Genomic DNA, 24,307 nt, shown 5'->3' on the forward strand with positions numbered 1-24,307 from the left:
TGTTTGGTGGCGATAGCGAAGAGGTCACACCCGTTCCCATTCCGAACACGGCAGTTAAGCTCTTCAGCGCCGATGGTAGTTGGGGGTTTCCCCCTGTGAGAGTAGGACGCCGCCAAGCCATTTAAAAAGATCAGCCATCTGGCTGGTCTTTTTTTGCATAATGCAAAGAAAAATCATTGGATATAAAGGGATTATCAATTAAGGAAACTTTTATAAAGACATACACGTATTGAAATTCTTCATCATACATTGTTAAAAGCATCCCCGGTTCTCTTAAACTATTTAAATTAATGTATGCGAACAATGGTTTTTGGGGAGAATGCAGGTATGGAGGTGGAGATGTTGGGGACAACAACAACCAAAACAACGGCAGGGGAAACGTGCGCGGTTTGTGAACAAATAAAAGGGATGGGTATACATCTATATACGACCTTTATTTGTGAGGAATGCGAAAGGGATATGATCAGGACGGATACGAATGATCCCAAGTACCAATATTACTTAAAGCAATTAAGAAAAATCACTAATCCTGAAATATTATCATGAAAAAATAGTATGTGGAAAGTTAAAGAGTCAGAGAAAAAAGAAATGATGTGTTTCTTTAATCTCTGATTCTTTTTTTGGTACTTTAGAAGAATGCTTGGCAACAAGCTCCCATGTTACTGTTTGTTCCCCCAAACCGACATGTTCGGAAACGCATAATTGCCTTTCAGCCGACGCAATATGAGATAAAATTGAACTTATTTGATAAAATGAAAAAATACTATGATATATGAGGGAAGAGAAAATGAATCAATCACAGACACCGTTGTTCGATGCAATGAGTGCTTTTCATAAAAAAAGGCCAATATCTTTTCATGTTCCAGGGCATAAAAATGGGTGGGTGTTTAATAAAAAGGGCCAAGCCTTATATAACCTCATTCTTGGTATTGATGCCACGGAGATAAGCGGTTTAGATGATCTGCATGCTCCAGAGGGCGCCATTTTACAGTCCGAGCAACTACTCTCTGACCTATATGGGGTAAAGCGGAGTTATTTTTTGGTTAATGGGTCCACCGTAGGCAACATTGCCATGATTCTTGCTACCTGCCGGGAAGGTGATAAGGTCCTTGTCCAAAGAAACTGCCATAAATCGATTTTACATGGATTGATGTTAGCGAATGTACAACCGATTTTTTTACAACCAGCCTATTATGAGAAATGGGGCATTGCTGGCGGTGTGGGATCAACATTAATCGCAGAAGCCTTGAGTGTACATCCAGATGTAAAAGCAATCATTGTTACCTATCCTAATTATTATGGTCTTGGTGAAGACTTGACGGAAATGGTAAGACTCGCACATCAAAAGGGGATTCCTGTACTGGTGGATGAGGCACATGGCGCTCATTTTCAGTTGGGAAGCCCATTTCCTAAGCAGGCAATTTTGGCAGGGGCAGATGCCGTTGTCCATTCAGCGCATAAAACACTGCCGGCTATGACGATGGGGTCTTTTCTTCATGTGAATTCACCCTTAGTTGATGTCGACCAAGTATCATTTTATTTACAAATGCTTCAGTCGAGCAGCCCATCTTACCCAATTATGGGGTCGCTCGACTTGGCCAGGGCCTACTTAGCTGCTTTTACATCAGAAGATAAAATATCCCTTATTGAAAAGATATCAGACTTCAGAGGGGAATTAGGTGCCTTGCAAACAGTAAGGGTGCTGGAGGCGCCACAAGGCACCTTGGCAGACCCGTTGAAAGTGGTCATTCAATCAACAAATGGTTTAAGCGGGTTTGAATTACAGCGGCTATGTGAAGCCAAAGGCATTTTTACGGAATTGGCTGATCCTCATAATTTATTAATGATTTTACCCTTATTAAAAATGGGCACCGAATTTCCTTTTCATGAAATCGTTCAAACTATAAAAAGAGCCACTGAAGACAGAACTGGAAACAAGGAATCAGAACTTGGGGCCCCATGGACTGATGGAAGGTCAATGACAGGACTTGAAATACCATACTCCGTCATGAAGCATAGTAAATCAAAGCCTGTCACATTACGGGAAGCAGTGGGTGAGGTATCTGCCGAGATGGTCATTCCCTATCCGCCAGGCATCCCTTTAATTATGTCCGGGGAAATGATTACTCCTGAGCATATAGACAACCTGAGGGGACTGCGAGAACTGGGATCAAGGTTTCATGGCGGTTCCTCCCTTTCAAACGGCGAATTGATCGTTTATGAAAGCAGGCATTAAAATGATATACTACAAACAAAGAACCTTGGAGGTACATCGATGAAACGTGGTATTTTTATAACAATGGAAGGGCCTGAGGGTGCCGGGAAAACAACAATTACCCAAATGCTTGGCAAGGCCCTGCAACAAGAAGGCTATCAAGTCCTATTAACGCGTGAGCCAGGGGGTGTTCCCATTTCAGAGCAAATTAGGGAAGTGATCCTTAATAAAGATAATACAGCCATGGACTCGAGAACAGAGGCTTTATTATACGCAGCAGCAAGGCGTCAGCATTTAGTGGAAGTGGTCAGGCCTGAGTTGGAACGAGGGGGAATTGTCCTCTGTGACCGATTCATAGATAGCTCGTTAGCCTATCAGGGTCATGCAAGGGGTTTGGAAATAGAAGAAGTTTATAATATCAATAAATTCGCAATTGGAGATATGATGCCAGATGCCACGTTCTTTTTTGATATAGACCCGGAAGAGGGATTGAGACGTATCCAGTCCAATGGGGAACGGGAAGTGAACCGTCTGGATCTTGAAGCCCTCGACTTCCATAAAAAAGTTTGTGAGGGCTATCAGCTCATTATAAATAGATGGAAAGAGCGTTTCATTATCGTGGATGCAGGCCGGACAATAGATGAAGTTTTTGAGGAAACGAAAGCCAATTTGCTGAAATTTTTAGCGAAAGCAGGAAACTAAATATACAGGTTTCCATATTATTCAACCAATACTATTCCAGACAAGGACTAGTTGCTATAATGGAGTTAGTAAAAATTCAGAGTAACCGGAGGATGATGAGAATGAAAATGATCATTGCTGTCGTTCAAGACAAGGATAGTCATCGCCTGCTGAATGAATTAGTGGAAAATAATTTCGGAACGACCAAGCTAGCCAGCACTGGCGGGTTTTTAAAATCAGGCAATACGACTTTTATGATTGGCACAGAGGATGAACGTGTTGACAAAGCCATCCAGATCATCAAACAGAATTGTCAGTCACGATCCCAGTTAGTATCACCGGTTTCACCGATGGGCGGGAATGCCGAATCCTATGTACCTTACCCAGTGGAGATTCAAGTAGGCGGTGCGACCATTTTTGTTCTGCCAGTTGAAAACTTTTTACAATTTTAACGGTTCGTTTCAGGGAGGTTCATTATGAAAATCAACTATGATATCCCTATAAAGCTGGATAAATCGCGTCAGGATGCCAAACAGTTTCAAACCGGAAATGGCAGATTCCAACAAATGGTCCAGACACAGGATCAAAAGATGCAAGTCCAAACATTAAACCGTTTGTTAGGCGATATTGAAGGGGCGGGTCAGCGTTTAGTAAGGTCACGCACTTTTAGGGAATTGGCAAAATATAAAACATTGGTGAAACGGTTTGTTAAAGAAGCGGTTGAATATGGATTGGAACTGAAGCAATCCACGAACTGGAATGAATATGGACAGAGCAGGCCGTTGAAAACCGTGGAAACGATAGATGTAAGATTAGTTGAGTTAAGTGAGGAAATTCTTAATAAAGAGAAAAGCTCGCTTGAAATATTGGAAATGATAGGCGAAATTAAGGGTCTGCTGATTAATTTATATACTTAAGTGAGTTGATGGTTTTGGATAAAACATGGCGGGACATGAGTCAAATTCAGCCGCAGGTAATGACGATGCTGCAAAATAGCATAACGAAGAAAAGGGTGGCCCATGCGTATTTATTTGAAGGGGAAAAAGGGACAGGTAAGCAAGAGATAAGCAATGCCTTTGCCAAAAGCTTACTATGTGAAGCCCCGACAGCAGGTTATGAGCCATGCGAACTTTGTCGGAATTGCAAACGGATTTCAAGTGGGAATCATCCTGATGTCCATTTAATAGAAAGAGACGGTCTCTCAATAAAGAAAGAACAAATCAAGGGGCTTCAGGAAGAATTTTCGAAAAAAAGCGTAGAGGCGGATCGGAAGGTTTATATGATTGCCGATGCCGACAAAATGTCGGTGGGGGCAGCCAACAGTCTATTGAAATTTTTAGAAGAACCTTCAGCTGATACTGTAGCAATATTGATGACCGAACAGCTTCAGAGGATTCTGCCGACTATATTATCAAGATGCCAAGTGATTTCGTTCAAGCCATTATCTCCTGAGAATGTGAAACGGAAGCTGATGGAACAGGATGTAGAACCACTGCTGGCTTCGGTTATTGCACACATAACACAGAATGTGGAAGCTGGAATCGGGCTTAGTCATGATGAATGGTTTGTACAAGCTCAAAAAATAGTGGTAAAATTATATGAAGTGTTAAAACTTAATTCCTTGAAGGCATTGCTGTACCTTCAGACGGATTGGTTCACACACTTTAAAGAAAGAGAACAGGTTGACAGAGGTCTTGATTTGTTACTTCTTATATATAAGGATTTATTATACATTCAGTTGGACAAAAAGGACTTCGTTGTGTTCCAAAATAAACTGAAGGAATTTGAAACTCACGCTCTTCATCTTTCCCCAAGGCGCCTTGCTGAACATATGGGTTGCATTTTGGAAGCAAAAAGGAAGCTGATGTCCAACACGAATCCACAGCTGTTGATGGAACAGCTTGTGCTGAATTTGCAGGAGGGATCATGATTTGTATGATGTTGTAGGTGTCCGTTTTAAAAAGGCGGGCAAAATATACTACTTCGATCCGGGTGAATTCGCTATTCCTAAGGACGATTTTGTAATAGTGGAGACTGTCCGCGGTGTTGAATTCGGTAAAGTCGTTACAGCCCGAAAACAAGTAGATGAAAACGATGTTGTCCTGCCATTGAAAAAAGTACTTCGGGTCGCTGATGCAAAAGATAAGCTGATTGTAGACGAGAACAAGGCGGCTGCAGAAGAGGCTTACTCTATATGTTGTCAAAAGGTTGTGGAGCATAAGCTGGATATGAAGCTGGTTGATGTGTCATATACTTTCGACAGAAATAAAGTCGTGTTTTATTTTACAGCGGATGGTCGCGTGGATTTCCGTGATTTAGTCAAGGATTTAGCTGCCATATTCAGAACTCGCATAGAACTGCGCCAAATTGGGGTAAGGGATGAGGCAAAGATGCTTGGTGGCATCGGACCTTGTGGCAGAATGCTTTGCTGCTCCACATTTCTTGGAGATTTTGAACCGGTTTCCATCAAAATGGCGAAGGATCAGAATTTATCATTAAACCCTACAAAAATCTCAGGTTTATGCGGTCGATTGATGTGCTGTCTGAAATATGAAAATGATGAGTATGAAAGTGCGAAGGAAATGCTTCCTGATTTAGGTGAAATGATTAATACGCCTGGTGGCAAAGGCAAGGTAGTGGGGCTTAATATTCTAGAACGCGTACTTCAGATTGAACTAATCGAGCAAGAAAGAGTATTAGAGTATACTCTAGATGAGATTCTAAAAGAGGGAGCCGTTTCTATTCAAGCCACAGATTATTAAGGTGGTGGGAGAGCGTGGATAAGAAAGATATTTTTGAGTCGGTGACCAATATGGAAACCCAGATAGGCCAATTATATAAGCAGCTTGGAGAATTGAAGCAGAACTTAGCTGAAATCCTTGAGGAAAATCAGTCGCTCAAGCTGGAGAAAGAGCATTTGCGCCATCGGTTGGGCCTTGTGGAAGTCGAAAGTGCGCCTGCTGCAGTAAAGGTCAAACAAAAAGTGAAAAACCGTACCGCAAGTACGGACAAGGTTATGGATATCGGGGAAGGCTATGATAATTTAGCCCGTATCTATCAAGAAGGCTTTCATATTTGCAATCTGCATTTTGGCAGTTTACGAAAAGAAGGGGATTGCCTGTTCTGTTTATCTTTTTTAAACAAGAAGTGATAAAGGAATAATATAAAAGATGTTTCTTTTACGTGATAGATAGACCGTTTACAATATATAGTGATTCGGGGTCTGACGCATACTATGAGTCAGGCCTCTTTTTGTACGATAGTAATGTAGAAGCATGGTCCCTATACATGCTTTTTCGATACATGATTAGGAGGGTAACAGCAATGGTGGAACTTAAAGGCGATGAGCGCCTGGATTATCTATTGGCTGAGAATTTAAGGATCATCCAGAGCCCATCGGTGTTCTCTTTTTCATTAGATGCCGTTTTATTATCAAGGTTCGTAAATGTACCGATCCAAAAAGGGAAAATCGTAGATCTTTGCTCAGGTAATGGGGTCATACCCTTGCTGTTGAGTACAAGAACGAAAGGGACAATTACCGGTGTTGAAATACAAGAGCGGTTATATGACATGGCCCAGAGAAGCATGGACTATAATGGCGTGTCCTCCCAAATCGAGATGATTCATGGGGATATAAAGGAAATTCCAAAACAGATAGGGTATAGCAAATATGATGTCGTAACTTGCAACCCACCCTATTTCCCGACACCGTCCATCGAGGAAATTAACAAAAATGAGCACTTTGCAATTGCCCGACATGAAATAATGTGTAATCTTGAGGACGTCATGCGTGTTACAAGCCAGCTGCTGCGTCAAGGTGGGAAAGCTGCATTCGTTCATAGACCGGGCCGTCTGATGGATATCCTGCATTTCATGAGGATGTACAGAATTGAACCGAAGCGGCTGCAATTCGTTTATCCTAAGAGCTCAAAAGAAGCGAATACTATTCTTATAGAAGGGATAAAGGACGGCAACCCTGATTTGAAGATTCTTCCTCCGCTTGTTGTATATAATGATCAAAATGAGTATAATCCGGAAATCAGAAGGATTCTATATGGAGAGGAATAAACATTATTTTTATGTTTTGAAATGCAGGGACGGCAGCTATTATGCAGGGTATACGAATAATTTGCACCGAAGGATTGATGCTCATAATAATGGCAGGGGCGCAAAGTATACACGAGGCCGGGCACCGGTTGAACTGATTTATCATGAAATATTCGAAACACGGACATTGGCCATGCAGGCTGAATATAAGTTTAAGCAATTAACAAGAAAACAAAAGCAAAAGTGGATGGCAAAGGAGGATACATGATATGTGGCAGCAAAAGAGTTTTGAAAAAGAAGGATTGGAGCCAGCTCTATATCTGGTTCCTACACCGATAGGAAACCTTGAGGATATGAGTTTCCGGGCTTTAAGAATCTTGAAGGAAGCGGATGTCATTGCTGCTGAGGACACGCGAAATACGAAGAAATTATGCAACTACTTTGAAATTTCGACACCTATCGTCAGTTACCATGAACATAATAAGGAATATAGCGGGAAGCAAATGCTAGAGAGGCTTCGATCCGGCGAGGTCATCGCATTGGTAAGTGATGCTGGCTTGCCGACGATATCCGACCCGGGATATGAACTGGTCAAAGAGGCCATTGCCGAAAAGTTTAAAGTCATCCCGTTGCCAGGGGCCAATGCTGCATTAACTGCATTGATCGCATCAGGACTGATTCCGCAGCCTTTTTACTTCTATGGCTTTCTACAACGGGGAGCAAAAGAAAAAAAGCAGGAGCTGGAAAAATTAAAAAAAATGGAATCGACTTGGATCGTTTATGAATCGCCACATCGATTGAAAGAAACATTGAAACATATGCATGAAATTTTAGGCGACCGCCGTATAGTATTATGCCGCGAGTTAACCAAGAAATTTGAAGAGTTCATTCGGGGGACTGTAAGTGAAGCATTGACGTGGGCGATGGAATCAGAAATTCGCGGTGAGTTCTGTTTAATAATTGAAGGTGGGCAATGGTCGGAAGAAGAACCTGAAGAAGCTTGGTGGTCGGCCCTTGACATCGTCGGTCATGTTAATCATTATATGGAAACCAAGGAGTTCACCTCTAAGGATGCAATCAAGCAGGTCGCAAAAGATCGCAATATGCAAAAACGTGATGTATATCAGGCGTATCACATTGATATAAAATAATAATAAACATAAAAAAACTTCCGAAGACCGGAAGTTTTTTTATCATTTATTTAGAAGCAGTGAAGTTTTGTTGAATTTCTTGAATAAGTAATTCTGCACCTTCACGACTAAGGATCAATTTACCATTAGCAAGTGTAAGGTTGTTATCGGAAACTTCACCTGTAACTTGGCAAGTCATGTTTGGTTTGTATTTTTTCAGGATGATGCGCTCATCATCAACATAGATTTCAAGAGCGTCTTTCTCAGCGATACCCAATGTACGACGAAGTTCGATTGGAATAACCACCCGGCCTAACTCATCAACTTTACGAACAATACCTGTAGATTTCATTTAAAAAATTCTCCTCTCAGTTACAATCTAGTACCCTATTTCTATTTTTTTCGCCATTATTCGACAAATTTTTTATAAATTTATAATACCAGCCATTCCCAAATTCGTCAATGATTTATTTTCATTTTTTTGTAAGAAATAGCATGGCTCTTTTCGTGTAACAAAAAGGCTTTTAAAGAGAAAAAATCGGTTATATCATTAAAAAAGAAGAAATAGCAGGAAACAGAGGACTACTCACTTCACCACATTTCGACAAAGTATGCATATAAAAAACACACTTCACTATTATATGATTAAATATAATTTAGTTTCAAAACAAAAGTTCTGAATTAAGGATAATCTTCTGAAAAAATTTACGAATATGTGAGTTGTTGCACAAAAAAAGAAATTTAGGTATATTTTGTTGAGGTAAGAGGTAATGCTGTCATAAGGGAAGTTCACTTCCAGTCCCCTTATTGTTAAAATGAAAATTTACTTCTATTTTTTATTCTATTAACATGATGATTAGATTAGTGATTATTGTCGCACAGAATTGTATATAGCGTTAAAATAGAGATAATAGCTTAAAATATATTCTTATGGCTTGGGCGAGTCCTATAGCCGGTTTTTCAAATGATGAGGAGGGAACGAAGTGCAAGATAAATTAAAAACATTCTATATCACGACACCCATATATTATCCGAGTGGTAATTTACATATAGGGCACGCGTATACGACAGTGGCAGGGGATGCCATGGCTCGTTATAAAAGGATGCGTGGCTTCGATGTCATGTATTTAACTGGAACTGATGAACATGGTCAAAAAATCCAGCGTAAAGCGGCTGAAGAAGGAGTCACTCCTCAGCAATATGTAGATAATATCGTATCAGGGATTAAAGAGCTCTGGGAAAAGCTTGATATTTCATATGATGATTTCATCAGGACGACGGAAGATCGCCATAAAGAGGTCGTAGCCAAGATTTTTAAAAGGCTATTGGACCAGGGTGATATATATTTGGACCAATATGAAGGATTATATTGTACACCTTGCGAATCTTTCTTCACGGAACGTCAGGTGGAAGAAAGCAATGGAAATTGTCCTGATTGCGGTAGGCCTGTTGAAAAGGTGAAAGAGGAATCTTATTTCTTTAAGATGAGTAAATATGCGGATCGGTTACTGAAGTTTTATGAGGAAAACCCGGATTTCATTCAACCGGAATCGCGCAAAAACGAAATGATCAATAACTTCATCAAGCCTGGATTGGAAGATCTGGCCGTTTCCCGTACTACTTTCGATTGGGGCATCAAGGTGCCGGGAGATCCAAAGCATGTTATTTATGTATGGATTGATGCATTGACCAATTATATAACGGCATTAGGATACGGAACGGATAATGACTCTAAATACTTGAATTATTGGCCTGCCGATGTACATTTGGTAGGAAAGGAAATCGTTCGTTTCCATACAATCTATTGGCCGATCATGTTAATGGCTCTTGACGTGCCGCTACCAAAGAAAGTCTTTGCCCACGGATGGCTTCTCATGAAAGATGGTAAAATGTCCAAATCAAAAGGGAATGTTGTGGATCCCGTTACATTGATTGATCGTTACGGTTTGGATTCTTTACGCTACTACTTATTGCGAGAAGTACCATTTGGTTCAGATGGAGTATTTACACCGGAAGGGTTTGTGGAGCGGATCAATTTTGACCTGGCAAATGATTTAGGGAATTTATTAAATCGAACTGTTGCAATGGTCAATAAGTATTTTGATGGTGTGATTCCTAATTACGAAGGATCCAATGGCGAATTCGAAAAGGCTTTGCTTGAAATGAACCAAGATACGGTAGGCAAGTATGAGGAAGCCATGGAAAACATGGAATTTTCAGTTGCACTAACATCCATTTGGCAACTCGTGAGCAGAACTAATAAATTCATTGATGAGACCCAGCCATGGACTCTTGCTAAAGATGAATCAAGGAAAGAAGACCTTGCTAGTGTCATGGTTCATTTGGCGGAATCATTGCGCAGGACGGCAATCCTTTTGAAACCGTTCTTGACGCAAACACCAGAAAAAATCTTTGCTCAGCTTAGCATCAAAGATGATGTGTTAAAATCCTGGGACAGTTTAGCGGAATTCGGTCAAATTCCTGCTGAAACAAAAGTCTTGAAGGGAGAGCCGATCTTCCCTCGTCTGGATATGGAAGAGGAAGTTTTATATATTAAAGATCAAATGCAGGGCGGCGCCCCTAAGGCCGAGGAAAAAGTGGAAGAGACGATTCCTGAAGTCGATGAAATCACTATAGATGACTTTACAAAAGTGGAGCTTCGTGTTGCTCAGGTCATGGAAGTTGAGCCTGTAAAGAAAGCGGATAAGCTTCTTAAACTTCAGCTTGATTTGGGTTATGAGAAACGTCAAGTCGTATCAGGCATTGCACAGCACTATAAACCTGAAGATTTAGTAGGCAAAAAAGTGATATGCGTAACAAATTTGAAACCTGTTAAACTTCGTGGCGAGCTCTCTCAAGGAATGATTTTGGCGGGAAGCCAGGATGGAGTGCTTTCAGTTGCTACAATAGATTCATCGATTCCTAATGGTTCAAAGGTGAAATAAACCGATGAAAACATAAAGGTGTTTCATATGAAACATTTTTATGTTTTTTTCTTTATGCTTTTGGAAAAAGTAATTTAATACAGGTTCAGGTTCTGCATTTGGGCATATAGAAGCTTTTGTAATCTTTTTGTTACCTAAATGTGAAACATAAAACTTTCATTTTTTAATAAAATAGTGCTAGAAAGGGAGAAAAATAATGTTATTTGATACACACGTACATGTTAATGCGGAACAATTCAACGAGGATCTCGAGGACGTAATAGACAGAGCTAAGGAAGCAGGAGTCAATAATATGGTAGTCGTTGGTTTTGACCGGCCCACTATTATAAGGGCAATGGAATTAATAGAAGCTTATGATTTCATGTATGCCGCGGTCGGATGGCATCCTGTGGATGCTATAGATATGACAGAAGAGGACTTACAATGGATCGAGGAATTATCCAATCATCCAAAGGTTGTGGCCATTGGTGAGATGGGTCTGGATTATCATTGGGATAAATCACCGAAAGATGTTCAAATGGAGGTGTTCAGGAAGCAAATCCGACTGGCAAAAAAGGTGGGGCTGCCCATTATCATCCATAATCGGGAAGCGACCGCGGATATCGTGAACATACTCAAGGAAGAAGAGGCATCAAGGGTTGGAGGCATCATGCATTGCTTTAGCGGAAGTGCTGAAACGGCTTTGGAATGCATCAATATGAACTTTTATATTTCATTGGGTGGCCCTGTGACCTTCAAGAATGCAAAAAAACCAAAGGAAGTGGCAGCATCCGTACCTTTAGACCGTTTATTGATAGAGACCGATTGTCCATACTTGGCTCCCCATCCTTATAGAGGGAAGCGTAATGAACCTTCGTATGTGAAACTTGTTGCTGAACAAATTGCAGAAATCAAACAACTCACATTAGAGGAAGTTTCCCAGGCAACAACGGAAAATGCCAAGAAATTATTCGGCATTAACTGACATTTTTTTTTACAATATCTCCCGGGGTTCACTAGCTAAAATTGAATTTTTTCTAAGGTTTCTACAAATTTCACTCCAACCATAGGCTTATTATGTCGAGAAGTCGCCCTTTCCTTTTTAAGGTGAAATATGCATAATAGGTAGTAATTTCCTAAATGAGAAGTGAATGGGTTGACAGCTTGATAACTATGTCTATATAATCACCGGGAGGAAGGAGGAGTTTTTCATCCTATTAAAAAATATGAAAAACCTTATTCCCAGACCTTTTGGGAAGAAGAGAATGGCAATTGCCATTTTCAGTGCTATTCTTGTTTCTACAGCATTGGGAATACTGATATATCAAGGAACAAAGGATACAGTTACAATCATGCTAGACGGAAAAAAAGAGGTAGTGCGTACACACGCGGCTACTGTAAATGATATGTTGGAAGATTTAGAGATTACCGTTAAAGCCGCAGACTACGTCCATCCATCTAGAACCACCAAGGTAGATGATGATTTAGAGGTGGTTTGGAAGCCTGCACAAAAAATCGTCATGGTACAGGATGGTAAGACGAAGAATGTTTGGTCCACCGCCGATACGGTAGACGAACTTTTAAAAGACCAAAATCTTAGTGTGAAGGAACAGGATAAGATCACCCCTTCGAAAAATACGAAGCTGAAAGCGAATATGGAAGTTGCCATAGACAAAGCCTTTTCACTGAAATTAGTGGTAGGTGGAGACGAAAAGCAGGTATGGTCAACTTCGGCTACTGTCGCTGACTTTTTAAAGCAACAAGGAGTAAAACTCAATGATTTGGATCGTGTTGAGCCAGATTTAACCGAAAAAGTTGAAGCTGAGAATACGGTAAACGTAGTTCGAATTGAAAAAGTCACCGATGTAGTGGAAGAACCAGTTGACTTTGCTGTCATAACTAAAAAAGATGACTCTTTATCAAAAGGGAAAGAGAAAATTGTCACAGAAGGAAAAGACGGACTCATTTCCAAAGAATATGAAGTTATTAAAGAAAATGGCAAAGAGGTTAAAAGAGAATTACTTTCAGAAAAAGTGGTTAATAAAAAGCAGGATAAAGTTGTAACGGTCGGAACTCGAACGACGGTTGCCCAAGCATCACGCGGAGTAACTAACGTTAGTTCTTCAAGTGGAAAAGAAATATATGTATCATCAACAGCTTATACTGCCAGTTGTAAGGGCTGTTCCGGTGTCACGTCCACAGGCGTGGATCTAAAGAGCAATCCGGGTGCGAAAATCATCGCTGTCGATCCAAACGTAATTCCTATGGGCTCGAAAGTATATGTGGATGGCTATGGCTATGCAGTAGCTGCTGACAAAGGCGGAGCCATAAAGGGAAATAGGATTGACGTCTTCTTTTCCTCGAAGAATGATGCTTATCGCTGGGGTGTAAAGAGGGTAAAGATTCGTGTATTGGACTAATAAGGTTTCTCTCGCAGGAGATGAATTCGTCTCCTGTTTTTTGCGTTTTATTTTCCATTTGTTGAAAAACCCTATGTAAAACTGTTTTAATAAGATAGACGTTTCATTATTCCATAAGATTTCAATATGTGCGTGTGAACTTCATAAATGATCTTGACTGGATTCTCTATCCAAAAAAATTTACGTGGGACCGGTTACGTTTATCCAAGAGCTAATCAAAGCGCTTGCGCTTTTCTGTATGGAGGAAACCATGAAAAAGATTAAAGAAATTATTGTTGTAGAAGGAAAAGACGATACGGTAGCGATAAAAAGGGCTGTTAATGCTGATACAATAGAAACCAACGGTTCCGCGGTGAATGAGTCTTGTATTGAGCAGGTGAGGCTTGCACAAAGGACACGTGGAGCCATCATTTTCACAGACCCTGATTTTCCTGGTCAAAAAATCAGGAATATAATTTCAGAACAAGTAAAAGGCTGTAAACACGCCTTTTTAACGAAGAAGGAAGCCCTTCCTAAGTCAGGTAGAGGAATTGGTGTGGAACATGCTTCTCCTGAGGCAATTCGTAATGCTTTAAAGGAAGCCCAATTAATGGATGAAGAGGCTTCAGAAGAGATTTCACAACAAGATTTAATAGATGCCGGTTTAATCGGGGGATCCGGTGCCAAGGAACGAAGGGAAAAACTTGGCTCTATTTTAAAAATCGGGTTTACCAATGGTAAACAGTTATATAAGAGACTAAAAATGTTCCAAATATCAACTGAGGCTTTTGAGAAAGCGATGGTACAGATAATTCAGGAGGAAAAAAATGAATAAGGATATTGCAACCCCTGTCAGAACGAAAGAAATATTAAAGAAATATGGATTCTCCTTTAAAAAGAGCTTAGGCCAGAACTTTTTAATTGATACGAATATCTTGAAACGTATTGTCGAACATGCCAATTTGACAGAGGAAAGCGGCGCCATTGAAATTGGGCCGGGAATCGGGGCATTGACGGAACAACTAGCGAAAAGCAGCAAAAAGGTTGCGGCCTTTGAAATCGATCAGCGTCTGCTGCCCATCTTATCGGATACACTGTCTCCCTATAACAATGTAAACATCATTCACGGAGATGTTCTTAAAGCTGATGTCAAGAAAGTCATCGACGAGGAATTTTCTGGATTTTCGGACCTGATGGTCGTTGCGAATCTTCCATATTATGTCACGACGCCCATCATTTTAAAGCTATTGTCCGAAGACCTGCCCATTAGGGGCATCGTGTGCATGCTGCAAAAGGAAGTGGCCGATCGAATTGCAGCAAAACCTGGGACAAAGGAATACGGTTCTTTATCCATTGCCATTCAATATTATACTGAAGCCGAAACAGTGATGATAGTACCCAAAACGGTATTCATGCCTCAGCCTAATGTTGATTCTGCTGTAATCCGCCTTACAAAGCGCGTGAAGCCGATCGTCGAGGTCCTGGATGAGGATTTCTTATTCACGGTGACCCGGGCGAGCTTTGCCCAACGCCGGAAAACGATTTTAAATAACTTAACAAGTCAGCTGCCAGATGGTAAATCGAAAAAAGAACAAATACTGGCCGCTCTCGAAGCTGCGGAAGTGGATCCTTCCAGACGGGGGGAAACGCTGAGCATCAAAGAATTTGGCCGCTTAAGTGATGCATTATTGCCGAATTTCAAATAAAGGAAATGTGAAAGATTCAAGTCGGAATGGGGTCAATCCCCGCTTCCGGCTTTTTTTATTATGAAATTGGCCAACCTGAAGGAACGTATCCGAAAATGTAATCAATCCCCGCCTTTCACCATTCAAGAAGGGTTCGCATAACTTAAGAATGAAAATAAACTAGGGCGGGCTGAAAATAAGTCTTCTCATGGGGTGAGGCCATGAATATTCAAATAAACGATATTGTTGGTCGGGTTTCTTATAAATGCGACGTGTTGTTCCGGGTAATCGATATCCGTGATATTGACGGAAGGCGTCAAGCTGTTCTTTATGGGGAAGATATCCGATTGATTGCAGATGCACCTTTTCAAGATTTAATGATCATTAATGATAATGAAAGAAATGATCGACAAAGGTCGAATGAGGTACTTCAAGAACAATCTTACCGCTTATTAACGCAAGATCTAGAGCTGCAACAACAAAAAAATGGCTATCAATCAAGTAATGGTTATCGGTACGGCGGTGAATACTTTCAGATACCAGGGCGGGTCCTCCATGTTGATGGGGATGCCTCTTACTTAAGGAAATGCATGGATCTATATCAGAAATTCAGTATTCCGGTCAATGGCATCTATTGCAATGAAAAGGAAATGCCCCATAGAATTGGGGGGCTGTTGGACCATTATCGACCGGACATTCTTGTTGTCACCGGCCATGATGCCTATTCAAAATCAAAAGGGCCGATATCCGATATTAATGCCTACCGTCACTCAAAGGATTTTGTTCAGACGGTTAGAGAAGCGCGAAGGCGAGTTTCTCATTTAGACCAACTGATTATATTTGCCGGGGCTTGTCAGTCACATTTTGAATCGCTGATCCAAGCGGGGGCAAATTTTGCAAGTTCTCCTTCCCGCGTTAATATACATGCTCTTGATCCGGTATATATCGTCGGAAAGGTAAGCTTTACGCCTTTTTCTGATCATATTCATGTATGGGATGTCCTTCGAAATACATTAACTGGAGAAAAGGGGTTGGGGGGAATTGAGACAAAAGGGGTGTTACGGACCGGGTTGCCCTTCAAGCCATTTCAGGAAGAATGAACGAGCTGCATTTTGAAAGAATGCAGCTTGCTTTTGGTGAGTAAGAATTCGGATATCGTTACAGAAAAACCGGTTTTTGGTTAAGTGATGTTAGTAGGTAATGATTTAATTACGAAAATTCGGCTTAATAGATAATGGAATAGTTCGTTTACATAATTTTTCATTTCCCAGGATATAATAAAATTGTTCGCGATTTTGCCGAATTTCAGATAAAAATATATTGACTACATTTTTAAGTGCTGATATAATTTATTATTTTGTTTGCGTATATTTGTAAATTGTGATATACTTAACTTAGTGAGGTGGACCGAAAATGCCAAAAACTCTAGCTGATATTAAAACTGCACTTGATTCAAACCTAGGTAAAAGATTGCTCTTAAAAGCAAACGGTGGAAGAAGAAAGACTGTAGAACGATTCGGAACTTTGGCGGAAACTTATCCGGCTGTTTTTGTAATTGAGCTCGACCAAGATGAAAATGCGTTTGAAAGAGTATCTTACAGCTATGCGGATGTTTTAACGGAAACCGTGGAACTAACATTTTTAAACAAACAACAAGAGATGTAACTTAGACGAGGCAGTGAACAACTTTGTTTGCTGCTTTTTGTTTTGTATAGAATACCTGTGAGCTCCAATAAAGGCTTAAAAAGGATGTAATGAAATAGCGTATGATGCAAACACTAGGCATGTGACGGCATGGAAAGGGGTTGCTTCGCTTGAGCAGGAAAAAAGGGATTATGTCAAATGATCTTAAAGAGGAATTGGCTAAAGAACTTGGATTTTACGATGTTGTCCAGAAAGAAGGCTGGGGAGGAATCCGGGCCAGGGACGCAGGGAACATGGTAAAGCTTGCTATCGAAAAAGCACAACGTCAATTAGTGAACAAAGAGTAGATCAAACACTTAATTGCATCATGTCGTCATGTTGAAGAAGCCGGACTCTTTATACAATGTATAGCTCCATTCATTTTTGCTTACATTGTAGTTAAGGAGTCTGGTTTTTTTATGTATCGGTGAATGCTATATGGATATGTAGCAAGTCTTTTGGGATGCAGGAAGCAGCTGCTCCCCAATGTGCCTACATGTGTCTATTCTCCTCTAAGGGTGATCTTAGCTTCATTACATTGAAATTACGATGAAAAAACCTTTAGAATATAAACAAATATGATAGAATAGGACAAGAACTTTTAAGAACGTTAAAGTAGGTGGACATATTGAAGCTTATGGAGAAAGCCCCGGCTAAAATTAATTTGGCTTTGGATGTGCTTTTCAAACGGCCTGATGGATATCATGAGGTGGAAATGATCATGACGACAGTCGACCTTGCCGATAGAATTGAACTAAAGGAAATAAAGGGAAATCATATTCAAATTCTATCCCATAATCGATTTGTTCCGGATGATCATCGGAATTTAGCTTATCAAGCTGCATTTATTCTAAAGGAACGTTTTGGAATCAAAAAAGGTGTTTCCATAACTATAGAGAAAAATATACCTGTGGCTGCAGGACTTGCTGGTGGAAGCAGTGATGCCGCTGCTACCTTGAGAGGCTTGAATAGACTGTGGAAACTTGGTCTTTCCATGGATGAACTTGCGGAAATAGGAGCTGAAATTGGCTCTGATGTTTCATTTTGCGTATATGGAGGAACGGCATTGGCCAGGGGGCGCGGGGAAAAAATCACGCATCTTCCCGCACCGCCAAAATGCTGGGTCATCTTGGCCAAACCGACGATCGGCGTATCGACGGCAGATATATACAAAAGGCTCCAGACGTCAAAAATGGAGCATCCGGATGTACCTGGAATGATTTCGGCTATTATGGAAAACAATTATCACGATGTATGTGAAGGGTTGGGTAATGTTCTGGAACAAGTGACATTGCAGTTATACCCAGAGGTTGCGAACATTAAAGATCAAATGAAGACATTTGGAGCGGATTCGGTCTTGATGAGCGGAAGTGGTCCGACCGTTTTTGGTTTGGTGGAACATGATTCGCGCATGCAAAGAATTTATAATGGACTTCGTGGATTTTGTGACCAAGTCTATGCGGTCCGTTTACTGGGTGATCGAAACAATCTTGAATAGAAACGTACATTAGTGGTATAGTTGCTATATAATATTCGGGAATTAACAAAGGGGGTGTCTCAATGAAATTTCGTCGCAGCGAGAGGCTAGTCGATATGACCAATTATTTATTAGAACATCCAGGGGAACTTGTTTCGCTGACTTATTTTGCTGAAAGATATAGTTCGGCAAAATCCTCGATCAGTGAAGATTTGACAATCATCAAAGATACCTTTGAACAACGGGGGATAGGATCTTTAACAACCGTTCCAGGTGCGGCCGGTGGGGTGAAATATATTGTTTCCATCAAGGAAGAAGAAGCCAATGCCTTCATTGACGGATTATGCAATACGATCGCTAGTCCCGAAAGGTTACTTCCTGGCGGTTATCTATATATGACAGACATATTAGGACATCCGCAAACCGTGAATAAGGTTGGAAGGATAATCGCTTCAATGTATGCCAAGAAAAATGTCTCAGTCATCATGACAATGGCAACCAAAGGGATATCATTAGCATACGCCGTGGCAAATTATTTGAATGTTCCAGTTGTCATTGTAAGAAGGAATAATAAAGTAACGGAAGGTTCTACAGTGAGCATCAATTATGTTTCAGGCTCTTCAAAGCGGATTCAGACTATGGTACTCTCTAAGAGAAGCTTGGTTGAAGGTTCGAATGTATTAATTGTAGACGATTTCATGAAGGCTGGGGGTACCATTAACGGTATGGTCAGTCTATTGGATGAATTTAAGGCAACAGTTGCCGGAATAGCAGTGCTGGTTGAATCCGAACATACTGAGGAGTGCCTTGTCGAGGACTATGTTTCATTAATCAAGTTGACGCAGGTGGTCGAAAGAGACAAGAAAATCAATGTAAGCCGTGGGAATTATTTTACGAAAAAGGAATAGGGGGAATCATTTAATGAAAACGATACATACTGATGAAGCACCGGCAGCGATCGGACCATATTCACAAGGCGTGATCGTGGATAAGTTATTTTTCAGTTCAGGACAGATCCCACTTACTGCTTCTGGTGAGATGGTGACTGGGGATGTAAAGGAACAGACACACCAGGTCTTTAAGAATCTCCAAGCTGTATTGAAAGAAGCTGGGGCTTCATTGGAAACTGTCATTAAGGCAACAGTATTCATTAAAAGTATGGATGATTTCGGTTCGATTAATGAAATTTACGGAGAATATTTTTCTGCTCACAAACCTGCTCGTTCTTGTGTAGAGGTTGCTCGCCTTCCTAAAGATGCACTAGTGGAAATAGAAGTGGTAGCGCTCGTTAAATAAACGGGCGTTTTTTTATTTTTTAGGAAATTCGTAATGGGTATCATCCTGTGATATCAGGGGGATTTTTATTGTTTTTGAAAACTAGGCTGAATTTTCTAAAAAAATTACAGATAATAGAAGGAGTTCACGTTTTTTTGTTGAATATGTACTTTAAGTTTTAACAACAACAAAAAGGGATGGTGAGCTTAAATGGAAGTAACTGACGTAAGATTACGCCGTGTGAATACGGATGGTCGTATGAGAGCTATCGCATCAATTACACTGGATAATGAATTTGTGGTTCATGATATTCGTGTGATCGACGGAAACAATGGTTTATTTGTAGCAATGCCAAGTAAACGAACTCCAGATGGAGAATTCCGGGATATCGCTCATCCAATCAATTCCTCAACACGCGGGAAAATTCAAGAAGCTGTCTTGACAGAATATCATCGATTGGGAGAACTTGAAACTGAATTAGAGGAAGCTGGAGCAGGTGCTTCTTAAAATAACCTTACTTTTAAACTTTAAATTTATAATTCGTGCATCTAGAGCCTACTTCATAAGTAGTGCTCTTTTTTATTTATTCATAAACGGATAAGTTTAGAACCTATTCGCTCATCGCACAGACAATTGCTTTAATTATCAAAATTGTAAAATTAAGGTGATATCTTCAAAGTTTAAGTACCCGCCCTTTTTATTTTTTAAACCTTTTTGTTCATCCTGAAATTGAAATTCCCGTAGGCGGGATTTGAGGATATCACTTACTCCATCCATCTTATGAGCTGAAGATGAATTGAAACGGTAATCCGGTTTTGGAATGGAAGTTAACAAAGGGTGCAGTACTTTCATATGGCTTGTACATAGGTCTAGCACGATCATGGCAGTGTTTTGGGACAATGGGGCTTGCTGGTGTTATAGAGGGGAGGGGACATGGTTCCTGTATTATGCCGTTAATGAAAATGACATCGACCATGATTTAAAATAATGCTAAAAGATCCATTAATAACTTTAACAAGGCTGTCGGAAATTGAACTTTTTTTACCTGATTGGTTGACAATTATATGTACTTTTAATTGTTACCTTGAAAAGAATCACTATTTGAGATAATATTTTTAGTGGATAAAAAGGTGAAAATGGAGGCCTGTTATGAGTAATCGCTATGCAATAATATTGGCCGCTGGGCAAGGTACTAGGATGAAATCTAAGCTTTATAAGGTTTTGCACCCTGTTTGCGGGAAACCAATGGTACAACATGTTATCGATCAAGTCAATCAACTTCAAATAGAAGATATTGTTACAGTCATCGGCCATGGAGCTGAAAAAGTACAAGAACAACTTGGTGATTCATGCAAGTATGCCTTACAAGAACAGCAATTAGGTACGGCACATGCTGTAATGCAAGCGGAAAGCGCTTTATCCGTAAAAAGTGGAACAACCCTTGTTATTTGCGGTGATACGCCTCTGATTAAAGCGGAAACGATGAAAGAGCTTATAGCATTGCATGAGCAAAGTCAGGCGAAAGCAACAATCTTAACAGCATATGCAGATAATCCTGCTGGTTATGGAAGGGTCCTTCGCGGTGAAGGCGGTCTTGTAGAAAAAATCGTCGAGCATAAGGATGCCACTGATGAAGAAAGATATGTTAAGGAAATAAATACCGGTACATATTGCTTCGATAACCAAGCATTATTTAGCGCGCTGAAAAAGGTTTCAAATGAAAACGTCCAGGGAGAATATTATTTACCGGATGTTATTGAAATCTTAAAAGAGGAAGGCGAAGTGGTGACGGCCTTCCAATCCAGTGATTTCGAGGAGACATTGGGGGTAAATGATCGAGTTGCTTTATCGCAGGCGGAGCAAATTTTACGGAAACGCATCAATGAAACGCATATGAGGAATGGTGTAACGATCATCGATCCGCTAACTACGTACATTGAAGCGGATGTGCAAATCGGGCAGGATACAGTCATTAGCCCTGGCTCATTCATTAAAGGAAAAAGTATTATCGGTCAGGATTGCTTAATTGGCCCGAATACGGAAATCAGTAATTGTGAAATTGGTGATGGAACGGAAGTCCTCCAATCGGTTGTACATGAAAGCAGTATTGGAAGTTTTGTTAAAATCGGTCCATTCGCGCACGTTAGACCTCAATCAGATATTAAGGATTCCGTTAAGATCGGTAATTTTGTCGAAATTAAAAAGACCGTTTTTGGCGAAGGAAGCAAGGCCTCTCACTTGAGTTATATTGGGGATGCAGAGGTTGGGGAGAATGTTAATATAGGCTGCGGATCAATTACCGTGAATTACGACGGGAAAAATAAACATTTGACGAAGATTGAAGACAATGTCTTCATAGGCTGCAATTCTAATCTGGTTGCACCCGTGACGGTAGGAGAAGGGGCATATGTAGCTGCTGGGTCAACCATTACGCAAGATGTACCGCCGGAAGCCCTATCCGTTGCCCGTGCTCGTCAAGTTAACAAAGAAGATTATGTCAAGAATTTGAAATTTAATAAATAACCGACGGAGGTCATCATGTCAAATCAGTATTTAGATCCTAATTTAAAAGTATTCTCTTTAAATTCAAACTTCGATTTAGCTCAGGAAATTGCTGCTGCAATCGGTGTTGAACTTGGAAAGTGTAGCGTAACAAGTTTCAGTGACGGTGAAGTTCAGATCAATATTGAAGAAAGTATTCGTGGCTGTGACGTTTACGTAATCCAATCAACAAGCCAACCAGTCAATGAAAATTTAATGGAACTTTTAATTATGATCGATGCTCTTAAACGTGCTTCAGCTAAAACGATCAATATTGTCATGCCGTATTACGGTTATGCCCGACAAGATCGTAAAGCGCGTGCGCGTGAACCAATTACAGCTAAACTTGTCGCAAATCTTCTAGAAACGGCTGGTGCCCACCGTGTTATCACATTAGATCTTCACGCACCACAAATTCAAGGTTTCTTCGATATTCTGATCGATCACCTTGTTGCTGTTCCGATTTTAGCTGATTTCTTCAAGGAAAAAGATTTAAGTGATATCGTCATCGTTTCCCCAGATCATGGTGGTGTAACACGTGCCCGTAAAATGGCCGATCGCCTAAAAGCACCGATTGCCATTATCGATAAGCGCCGTCCAAGACCGAACGTGGCTGAAGTCATGAACATCATTGGTAATATTGAAGGGAAGACAGCAATACTGATTGATGACATCATCGATACTGCCGGGACTATTACACTAGCGGCCAATGCCCTTGTAGAGAATGGTGCTAAAGCAGTGTATGCTTGTTGTACACACCCAGTCCTTTCAGGCCCTGCCATCGAAAGGATTCAAAATTCAACGATTAAGGAATTGGTCGTGACTAACTCGATTGCCCTATCTGAAGATAAGAAAATCGATAAAATTACTGGACTTTCTGTAGCACCTTTGATTGCAGAGGCAATTATTCGTGTGCATGAGGAACAATCAGTCAGCACATTATTCGATTGATAAAAAAATTAACCAAACACGGCGGGCCCTAGGGCTCGCCGTATTTTGGGTTGGAATTTTCAAAAAATATTAAATCCATAGTTGACAGATATGAATACTGATAATAAAATAGCTATACAAATTCAATTCATATTCATGGAATGAAAACCTGTACTAAAGCAAGTGCATATTAGTTAACGCCGATCGGACTACCGAAGGCTCCTTTTCACTTACCATTGAACATTAGGCATCTTTTTGCCCTATTGTCCTATTGGTGAAGAAAAGGAGCCTTTTATTTTTAAATAAATAGTTTAAGAAGGTGTGCAGAATATGAAGAAAAAACGAAAGATATGGCTGCTGTCCATCTTCAGCATCTTTATGCTGATAGTAAGTGCATGCGGGCAGGAAAAGAACAGTTCCACAAGTGCTGATGCAAAAGAATCGAATAAGACCATCCGAATCGGTTATCAAAAATTCGGGACATTAAATATTTTAAAATCAAAAGGGGAGCTGGAAACACATTTAAAGGAAGTGGGTTATACAGTCGATTGGACTGAATTCCCTGCAGGACCTCAACTGCTTGAAGCTTTGAATGTCGGCAGCATTGATTTTGGGCACACAGGGGAGGCACCGCCGATATTTGCACAAGCGGCCAATGCTCCGCTTGTCTATATTGCCAATCAGCCGTCTAACCCATCAGGAGAGGCTATAGTTGTACAAAAGGATTCACCCATTAAAAATGTGAAAGATTTAAAAGGTAAGAAGGTTGGCTTGAATAAAGGTTCCAATGTTCATTACCTATTGGTCAAAGCGTTAGAGGAAGCAGGTCTTACTCTTGATGACATTCAGCCCGTCTACTTGCCACCGGCTGATGCGAGGGCTGCTTTTGAAGGGAATCAAATCGATGCCTGGGTAATATGGGATCCATTTTTATCAGCAGCGGAATTGGAACTTGAAACGAAAACGATTCAGGATGGAGAAGGACTGGTGTCGAATCGTGAATTCTTTTTGGCAACTGATTCATTTGCCGGGAACGAAGATGCCTTGAAGATTATCAAAGAAGAACTGATAAAAGTTGATAAATGGATTGAAGAAAACCCAAGGGACGTCGCTGAGTTTTTATCTCCGGAAATTGGATTGAGTGTAGAGGCATTGGAAAAAACATTAAATAGAAAAGAATATGGACTTGAGGAGATTTCCAAAGGGGTTTTGGATGATCAACAAAAGATTGCCGATACGTTTTACAATCTTAAATTAATTCCAAGCAAGATTAATGTTCTGGATGCATCTGCAGATGTTAAAAAAAATTAAGGGGGAAAT

27 protein-coding genes and 1 rRNA gene are annotated in these 24,307 nt (G+C 40.5%); 27 read left to right on the plus strand and 1 reads right to left on the minus strand.

The genetic code is table 11. The features are described from left to right. The first annotated feature begins 2 nt into the window (after positions 1-2). The 12 genes from rrf (at position 3) to rsmI (ending at position 8,094) form a co-directional block, all read left to right on the plus strand. A 5S ribosomal RNA gene (gene rrf / locus N0M92_RS24800) occupies positions 3-118 on the plus strand. A 209-nt stretch (positions 119-327) separates the two neighbouring features. Next, entirely contained in the window at positions 328-546 is a 219-nt protein-coding gene (locus tag N0M92_RS24805) for a sigma factor G inhibitor Gin (protein ID WP_141993387.1), read from the plus strand. A gap of 241 nt (positions 547-787) precedes the next feature. Beyond that, positions 788-2,236 (plus strand): aminotransferase class I/II-fold pyridoxal phosphate-dependent enzyme, encoded by a 1,449-nt coding sequence (locus N0M92_RS24810; protein ID WP_260288321.1) that lies wholly within the window; start codon positions 788-790, stop codon positions 2,234-2,236. 39 nt (positions 2,237-2,275) lie between these two features. After that, complete coding sequence (gene tmk, locus N0M92_RS24815) at positions 2,276-2,917, plus strand: dTMP kinase (RefSeq protein ID WP_260288322.1); 642 nt, start codon at positions 2,276-2,278, stop codon at positions 2,915-2,917. Between the two features lie 101 nt (positions 2,918-3,018). Then, on the plus strand, positions 3,019-3,348 hold the full coding sequence (locus N0M92_RS24820; protein ID WP_063235895.1) for a cyclic-di-AMP receptor: 330 nt from the start codon (positions 3,019-3,021) through the stop codon (positions 3,346-3,348). Between the two features lie 24 nt (positions 3,349-3,372). Beyond that, entirely contained in the window at positions 3,373-3,813 is a 441-nt protein-coding gene (locus N0M92_RS24825; protein WP_260288323.1) for a YaaR family protein, read from the plus strand. A gap of 8 nt (positions 3,814-3,821) precedes the next feature. Then, positions 3,822-4,826, plus strand: a complete 1,005-nt coding sequence (gene holB / locus N0M92_RS24830; RefSeq protein ID WP_397443919.1) for a DNA polymerase III subunit delta' — start codon at positions 3,822-3,824, stop codon at positions 4,824-4,826. A gap of 1 nt (position 4,827) precedes the next feature. Then, the gene (locus N0M92_RS24835) at positions 4,828-5,658 is read left to right on the plus strand and encodes a PSP1 domain-containing protein (protein WP_061440314.1); all 831 of its coding nucleotides are present in this window, start codon (positions 4,828-4,830) and stop codon (positions 5,656-5,658) included. Positions 5,659-5,708: 50 nt separating this feature from the next. After that, positions 5,709-6,047, plus strand: a complete 339-nt coding sequence (gene yabA / locus N0M92_RS24840) for a DNA replication initiation control protein YabA (RefSeq protein WP_370662572.1) — start codon at positions 5,709-5,711, stop codon at positions 6,045-6,047. Between the two features lie 173 nt (positions 6,048-6,220). Further along, on the plus strand, positions 6,221-6,964 hold the full coding sequence (locus tag N0M92_RS24845; protein ID WP_260288325.1) for a tRNA1(Val) (adenine(37)-N6)-methyltransferase: 744 nt from the start codon (positions 6,221-6,223) through the stop codon (positions 6,962-6,964). Further along, positions 6,951-7,211, plus strand: coding sequence for a GIY-YIG nuclease family protein (locus N0M92_RS24850; RefSeq protein WP_260288326.1), 261 nt, complete (start codon positions 6,951-6,953; stop codon positions 7,209-7,211). Before N0M92_RS24845 ends, N0M92_RS24850 begins: the two co-directional genes overlap by 14 nt. A 1-nt stretch (position 7,212) precedes the next feature. After that, positions 7,213-8,094, plus strand: a complete 882-nt coding sequence (rsmI, locus tag N0M92_RS24855) for a 16S rRNA (cytidine(1402)-2'-O)-methyltransferase (protein ID WP_260288327.1) — start codon at positions 7,213-7,215, stop codon at positions 8,092-8,094. A gap of 46 nt (positions 8,095-8,140) precedes the next feature. Here rsmI and N0M92_RS24860 read toward each other — a convergent pair whose 3' ends face one another. Beyond that, on the minus strand, positions 8,141-8,425 hold the full coding sequence (locus tag N0M92_RS24860; RefSeq protein ID WP_048689982.1) for an AbrB/MazE/SpoVT family DNA-binding domain-containing protein: 285 nt from the start codon (positions 8,423-8,425) through the stop codon (positions 8,141-8,143). 631 nt (positions 8,426-9,056) lie between these two features. On the opposite strand from N0M92_RS24860, the gene metG reads away from it, so the two are divergent. From metG to N0M92_RS24935, 15 genes are all read left to right on the plus strand, one after another. Then, positions 9,057-11,018: a methionine--tRNA ligase gene (gene metG / locus N0M92_RS24865; RefSeq protein ID WP_260288328.1), complete on the plus strand. Its 1,962-nt coding sequence runs from the start codon at positions 9,057-9,059 to the stop codon at positions 11,016-11,018. Between the two features lie 196 nt (positions 11,019-11,214). Continuing rightward, complete coding sequence (locus tag N0M92_RS24870; protein ID WP_260288329.1) at positions 11,215-11,982, plus strand: TatD family hydrolase; 768 nt, start codon at positions 11,215-11,217, stop codon at positions 11,980-11,982. Positions 11,983-12,262: 280 nt separating this feature from the next. Next, the gene (locus tag N0M92_RS24875; protein WP_260288330.1) at positions 12,263-13,417 is read left to right on the plus strand and encodes a G5 and 3D domain-containing protein; all 1,155 of its coding nucleotides are present in this window, start codon (positions 12,263-12,265) and stop codon (positions 13,415-13,417) included. A gap of 250 nt (positions 13,418-13,667) precedes the next feature. Beyond that, complete coding sequence (gene rnmV, locus N0M92_RS24880) at positions 13,668-14,231, plus strand: ribonuclease M5 (protein WP_260288331.1); 564 nt, start codon at positions 13,668-13,670, stop codon at positions 14,229-14,231. Beyond that, positions 14,224-15,102, plus strand: coding sequence for a 16S rRNA (adenine(1518)-N(6)/adenine(1519)-N(6))-dimethyltransferase RsmA (rsmA, locus tag N0M92_RS24885; RefSeq protein WP_260288332.1), 879 nt, complete (start codon positions 14,224-14,226; stop codon positions 15,100-15,102). The genes rnmV and rsmA overlap by 8 nt, the downstream gene beginning before the upstream one ends. Before the next feature lie 200 nt (positions 15,103-15,302). After that, positions 15,303-16,181 carry a sporulation peptidase YabG gene (yabG, locus tag N0M92_RS24890; RefSeq protein ID WP_260288333.1) on the plus strand — a complete coding sequence of 293 codons (879 nt, stop codon included), beginning with the start codon at positions 15,303-15,305 and terminating at the stop codon, positions 16,179-16,181. Between the two features lie 313 nt (positions 16,182-16,494). Further along, positions 16,495-16,746: a biofilm formation stimulator Veg gene (veg, locus tag N0M92_RS24895; RefSeq protein ID WP_034316343.1), complete on the plus strand. Its 252-nt coding sequence runs from the start codon at positions 16,495-16,497 to the stop codon at positions 16,744-16,746. A 149-nt stretch (positions 16,747-16,895) separates the two neighbouring features. Continuing rightward, on the plus strand, positions 16,896-17,072 hold the full coding sequence (locus tag N0M92_RS24900) for a small, acid-soluble spore protein, alpha/beta type (protein WP_034316340.1): 177 nt from the start codon (positions 16,896-16,898) through the stop codon (positions 17,070-17,072). 320 nt (positions 17,073-17,392) lie between these two features. Continuing rightward, positions 17,393-18,262: a 4-(cytidine 5'-diphospho)-2-C-methyl-D-erythritol kinase gene (gene ispE / locus N0M92_RS24905; protein ID WP_098372657.1), complete on the plus strand. Its 870-nt coding sequence runs from the start codon at positions 17,393-17,395 to the stop codon at positions 18,260-18,262. 62 nt (positions 18,263-18,324) lie between these two features. Further along, positions 18,325-19,149 carry a pur operon repressor gene (gene purR / locus N0M92_RS24910; RefSeq protein ID WP_260288334.1) on the plus strand — a complete coding sequence of 275 codons (825 nt, stop codon included), beginning with the start codon at positions 18,325-18,327 and terminating at the stop codon, positions 19,147-19,149. Positions 19,150-19,162: 13 nt separating this feature from the next. Then, the gene (locus N0M92_RS24915; RefSeq protein ID WP_053537019.1) at positions 19,163-19,537 is read left to right on the plus strand and encodes a RidA family protein; all 375 of its coding nucleotides are present in this window, start codon (positions 19,163-19,165) and stop codon (positions 19,535-19,537) included. A gap of 189 nt (positions 19,538-19,726) precedes the next feature. Continuing rightward, on the plus strand, positions 19,727-20,023 hold the full coding sequence (gene spoVG, locus N0M92_RS24920; protein ID WP_034316332.1) for a septation regulator SpoVG: 297 nt from the start codon (positions 19,727-19,729) through the stop codon (positions 20,021-20,023). A gap of 642 nt (positions 20,024-20,665) precedes the next feature. Further along, positions 20,666-22,039 (plus strand): bifunctional UDP-N-acetylglucosamine diphosphorylase/glucosamine-1-phosphate N-acetyltransferase GlmU, encoded by a 1,374-nt coding sequence (glmU, locus tag N0M92_RS24925; RefSeq protein WP_260288335.1) that lies wholly within the window; start codon positions 20,666-20,668, stop codon positions 22,037-22,039. Positions 22,040-22,054: 15 nt separating this feature from the next. Continuing rightward, positions 22,055-23,008 carry a ribose-phosphate diphosphokinase gene (locus tag N0M92_RS24930; RefSeq protein WP_057276495.1) on the plus strand — a complete coding sequence of 318 codons (954 nt, stop codon included), beginning with the start codon at positions 22,055-22,057 and terminating at the stop codon, positions 23,006-23,008. Positions 23,009-23,317: 309 nt separating this feature from the next. Next, a complete protein-coding gene (locus N0M92_RS24935) occupies positions 23,318-24,298 on the plus strand; it encodes a sulfonate ABC transporter substrate-binding protein (protein ID WP_260288336.1) in 981 nt (326 codons plus the stop codon). Positions 24,299-24,307: the final 9 nt, after the last annotated feature.

The sequence above is a fragment of the Peribacillus aracenensis genome (assembly GCF_025175645.1).
GTDB classification, from domain to species: domain Bacteria; phylum Bacillota; class Bacilli; order Bacillales; family DSM-1321; genus Peribacillus; species Peribacillus aracenensis.

Coding starts and splice junctions, on each gene's coding strand:
- N0M92_RS24805 (WP_141993387.1), top strand. CDS start 328: ATGGAGGTGGAGATGTTGGGGACAACAACAACCAAAACAACGGCAGGG.
- N0M92_RS24810 (WP_260288321.1), top strand. CDS start 788: ATGAATCAATCACAGACACCGTTGTTCGATGCAATGAGTGCTTTTCAT.
- tmk (WP_260288322.1), top strand. CDS start 2,276: ATGAAACGTGGTATTTTTATAACAATGGAAGGGCCTGAGGGTGCCGGG.
- N0M92_RS24820 (WP_063235895.1), top strand. CDS start 3,019: ATGAAAATGATCATTGCTGTCGTTCAAGACAAGGATAGTCATCGCCTG.
- N0M92_RS24825 (WP_260288323.1), top strand. CDS start 3,373: ATGAAAATCAACTATGATATCCCTATAAAGCTGGATAAATCGCGTCAG.
- holB (WP_397443919.1), top strand. CDS start 3,822: ATGGTTTTGGATAAAACATGGCGGGACATGAGTCAAATTCAGCCGCAG.
- yabA (WP_370662572.1), top strand. CDS start 5,709: ATGGAAACCCAGATAGGCCAATTATATAAGCAGCTTGGAGAATTGAAG.
- N0M92_RS24845 (WP_260288325.1), top strand. CDS start 6,221: ATGGTGGAACTTAAAGGCGATGAGCGCCTGGATTATCTATTGGCTGAG.
- N0M92_RS24850 (WP_260288326.1), top strand. CDS start 6,951: ATGGAGAGGAATAAACATTATTTTTATGTTTTGAAATGCAGGGACGGC.
- rsmI (WP_260288327.1), top strand. CDS start 7,213: ATGTGGCAGCAAAAGAGTTTTGAAAAAGAAGGATTGGAGCCAGCTCTA.
- N0M92_RS24860 (WP_048689982.1), bottom strand. CDS start 8,425: ATGAAATCTACAGGTATTGTTCGTAAAGTTGATGAGTTAGGCCGGGTG.
- N0M92_RS24870 (WP_260288329.1), top strand. CDS start 11,215: ATGTTATTTGATACACACGTACATGTTAATGCGGAACAATTCAACGAG.
- N0M92_RS24875 (WP_260288330.1), top strand. CDS start 12,263: ATGGCAATTGCCATTTTCAGTGCTATTCTTGTTTCTACAGCATTGGGA.
- rnmV (WP_260288331.1), top strand. CDS start 13,668: ATGAAAAAGATTAAAGAAATTATTGTTGTAGAAGGAAAAGACGATACG.
- rsmA (WP_260288332.1), top strand. CDS start 14,224: ATGAATAAGGATATTGCAACCCCTGTCAGAACGAAAGAAATATTAAAG.
- yabG (WP_260288333.1), top strand. CDS start 15,303: ATGAATATTCAAATAAACGATATTGTTGGTCGGGTTTCTTATAAATGC.
- veg (WP_034316343.1), top strand. CDS start 16,495: ATGCCAAAAACTCTAGCTGATATTAAAACTGCACTTGATTCAAACCTA.
- purR (WP_260288334.1), top strand. CDS start 18,325: ATGAAATTTCGTCGCAGCGAGAGGCTAGTCGATATGACCAATTATTTA.
- N0M92_RS24915 (WP_053537019.1), top strand. CDS start 19,163: ATGAAAACGATACATACTGATGAAGCACCGGCAGCGATCGGACCATAT.
- spoVG (WP_034316332.1), top strand. CDS start 19,727: ATGGAAGTAACTGACGTAAGATTACGCCGTGTGAATACGGATGGTCGT.
- glmU (WP_260288335.1), top strand. CDS start 20,666: ATGAGTAATCGCTATGCAATAATATTGGCCGCTGGGCAAGGTACTAGG.
- N0M92_RS24930 (WP_057276495.1), top strand. CDS start 22,055: ATGTCAAATCAGTATTTAGATCCTAATTTAAAAGTATTCTCTTTAAAT.
- N0M92_RS24935 (WP_260288336.1), top strand. CDS start 23,318: ATGAAGAAAAAACGAAAGATATGGCTGCTGTCCATCTTCAGCATCTTT.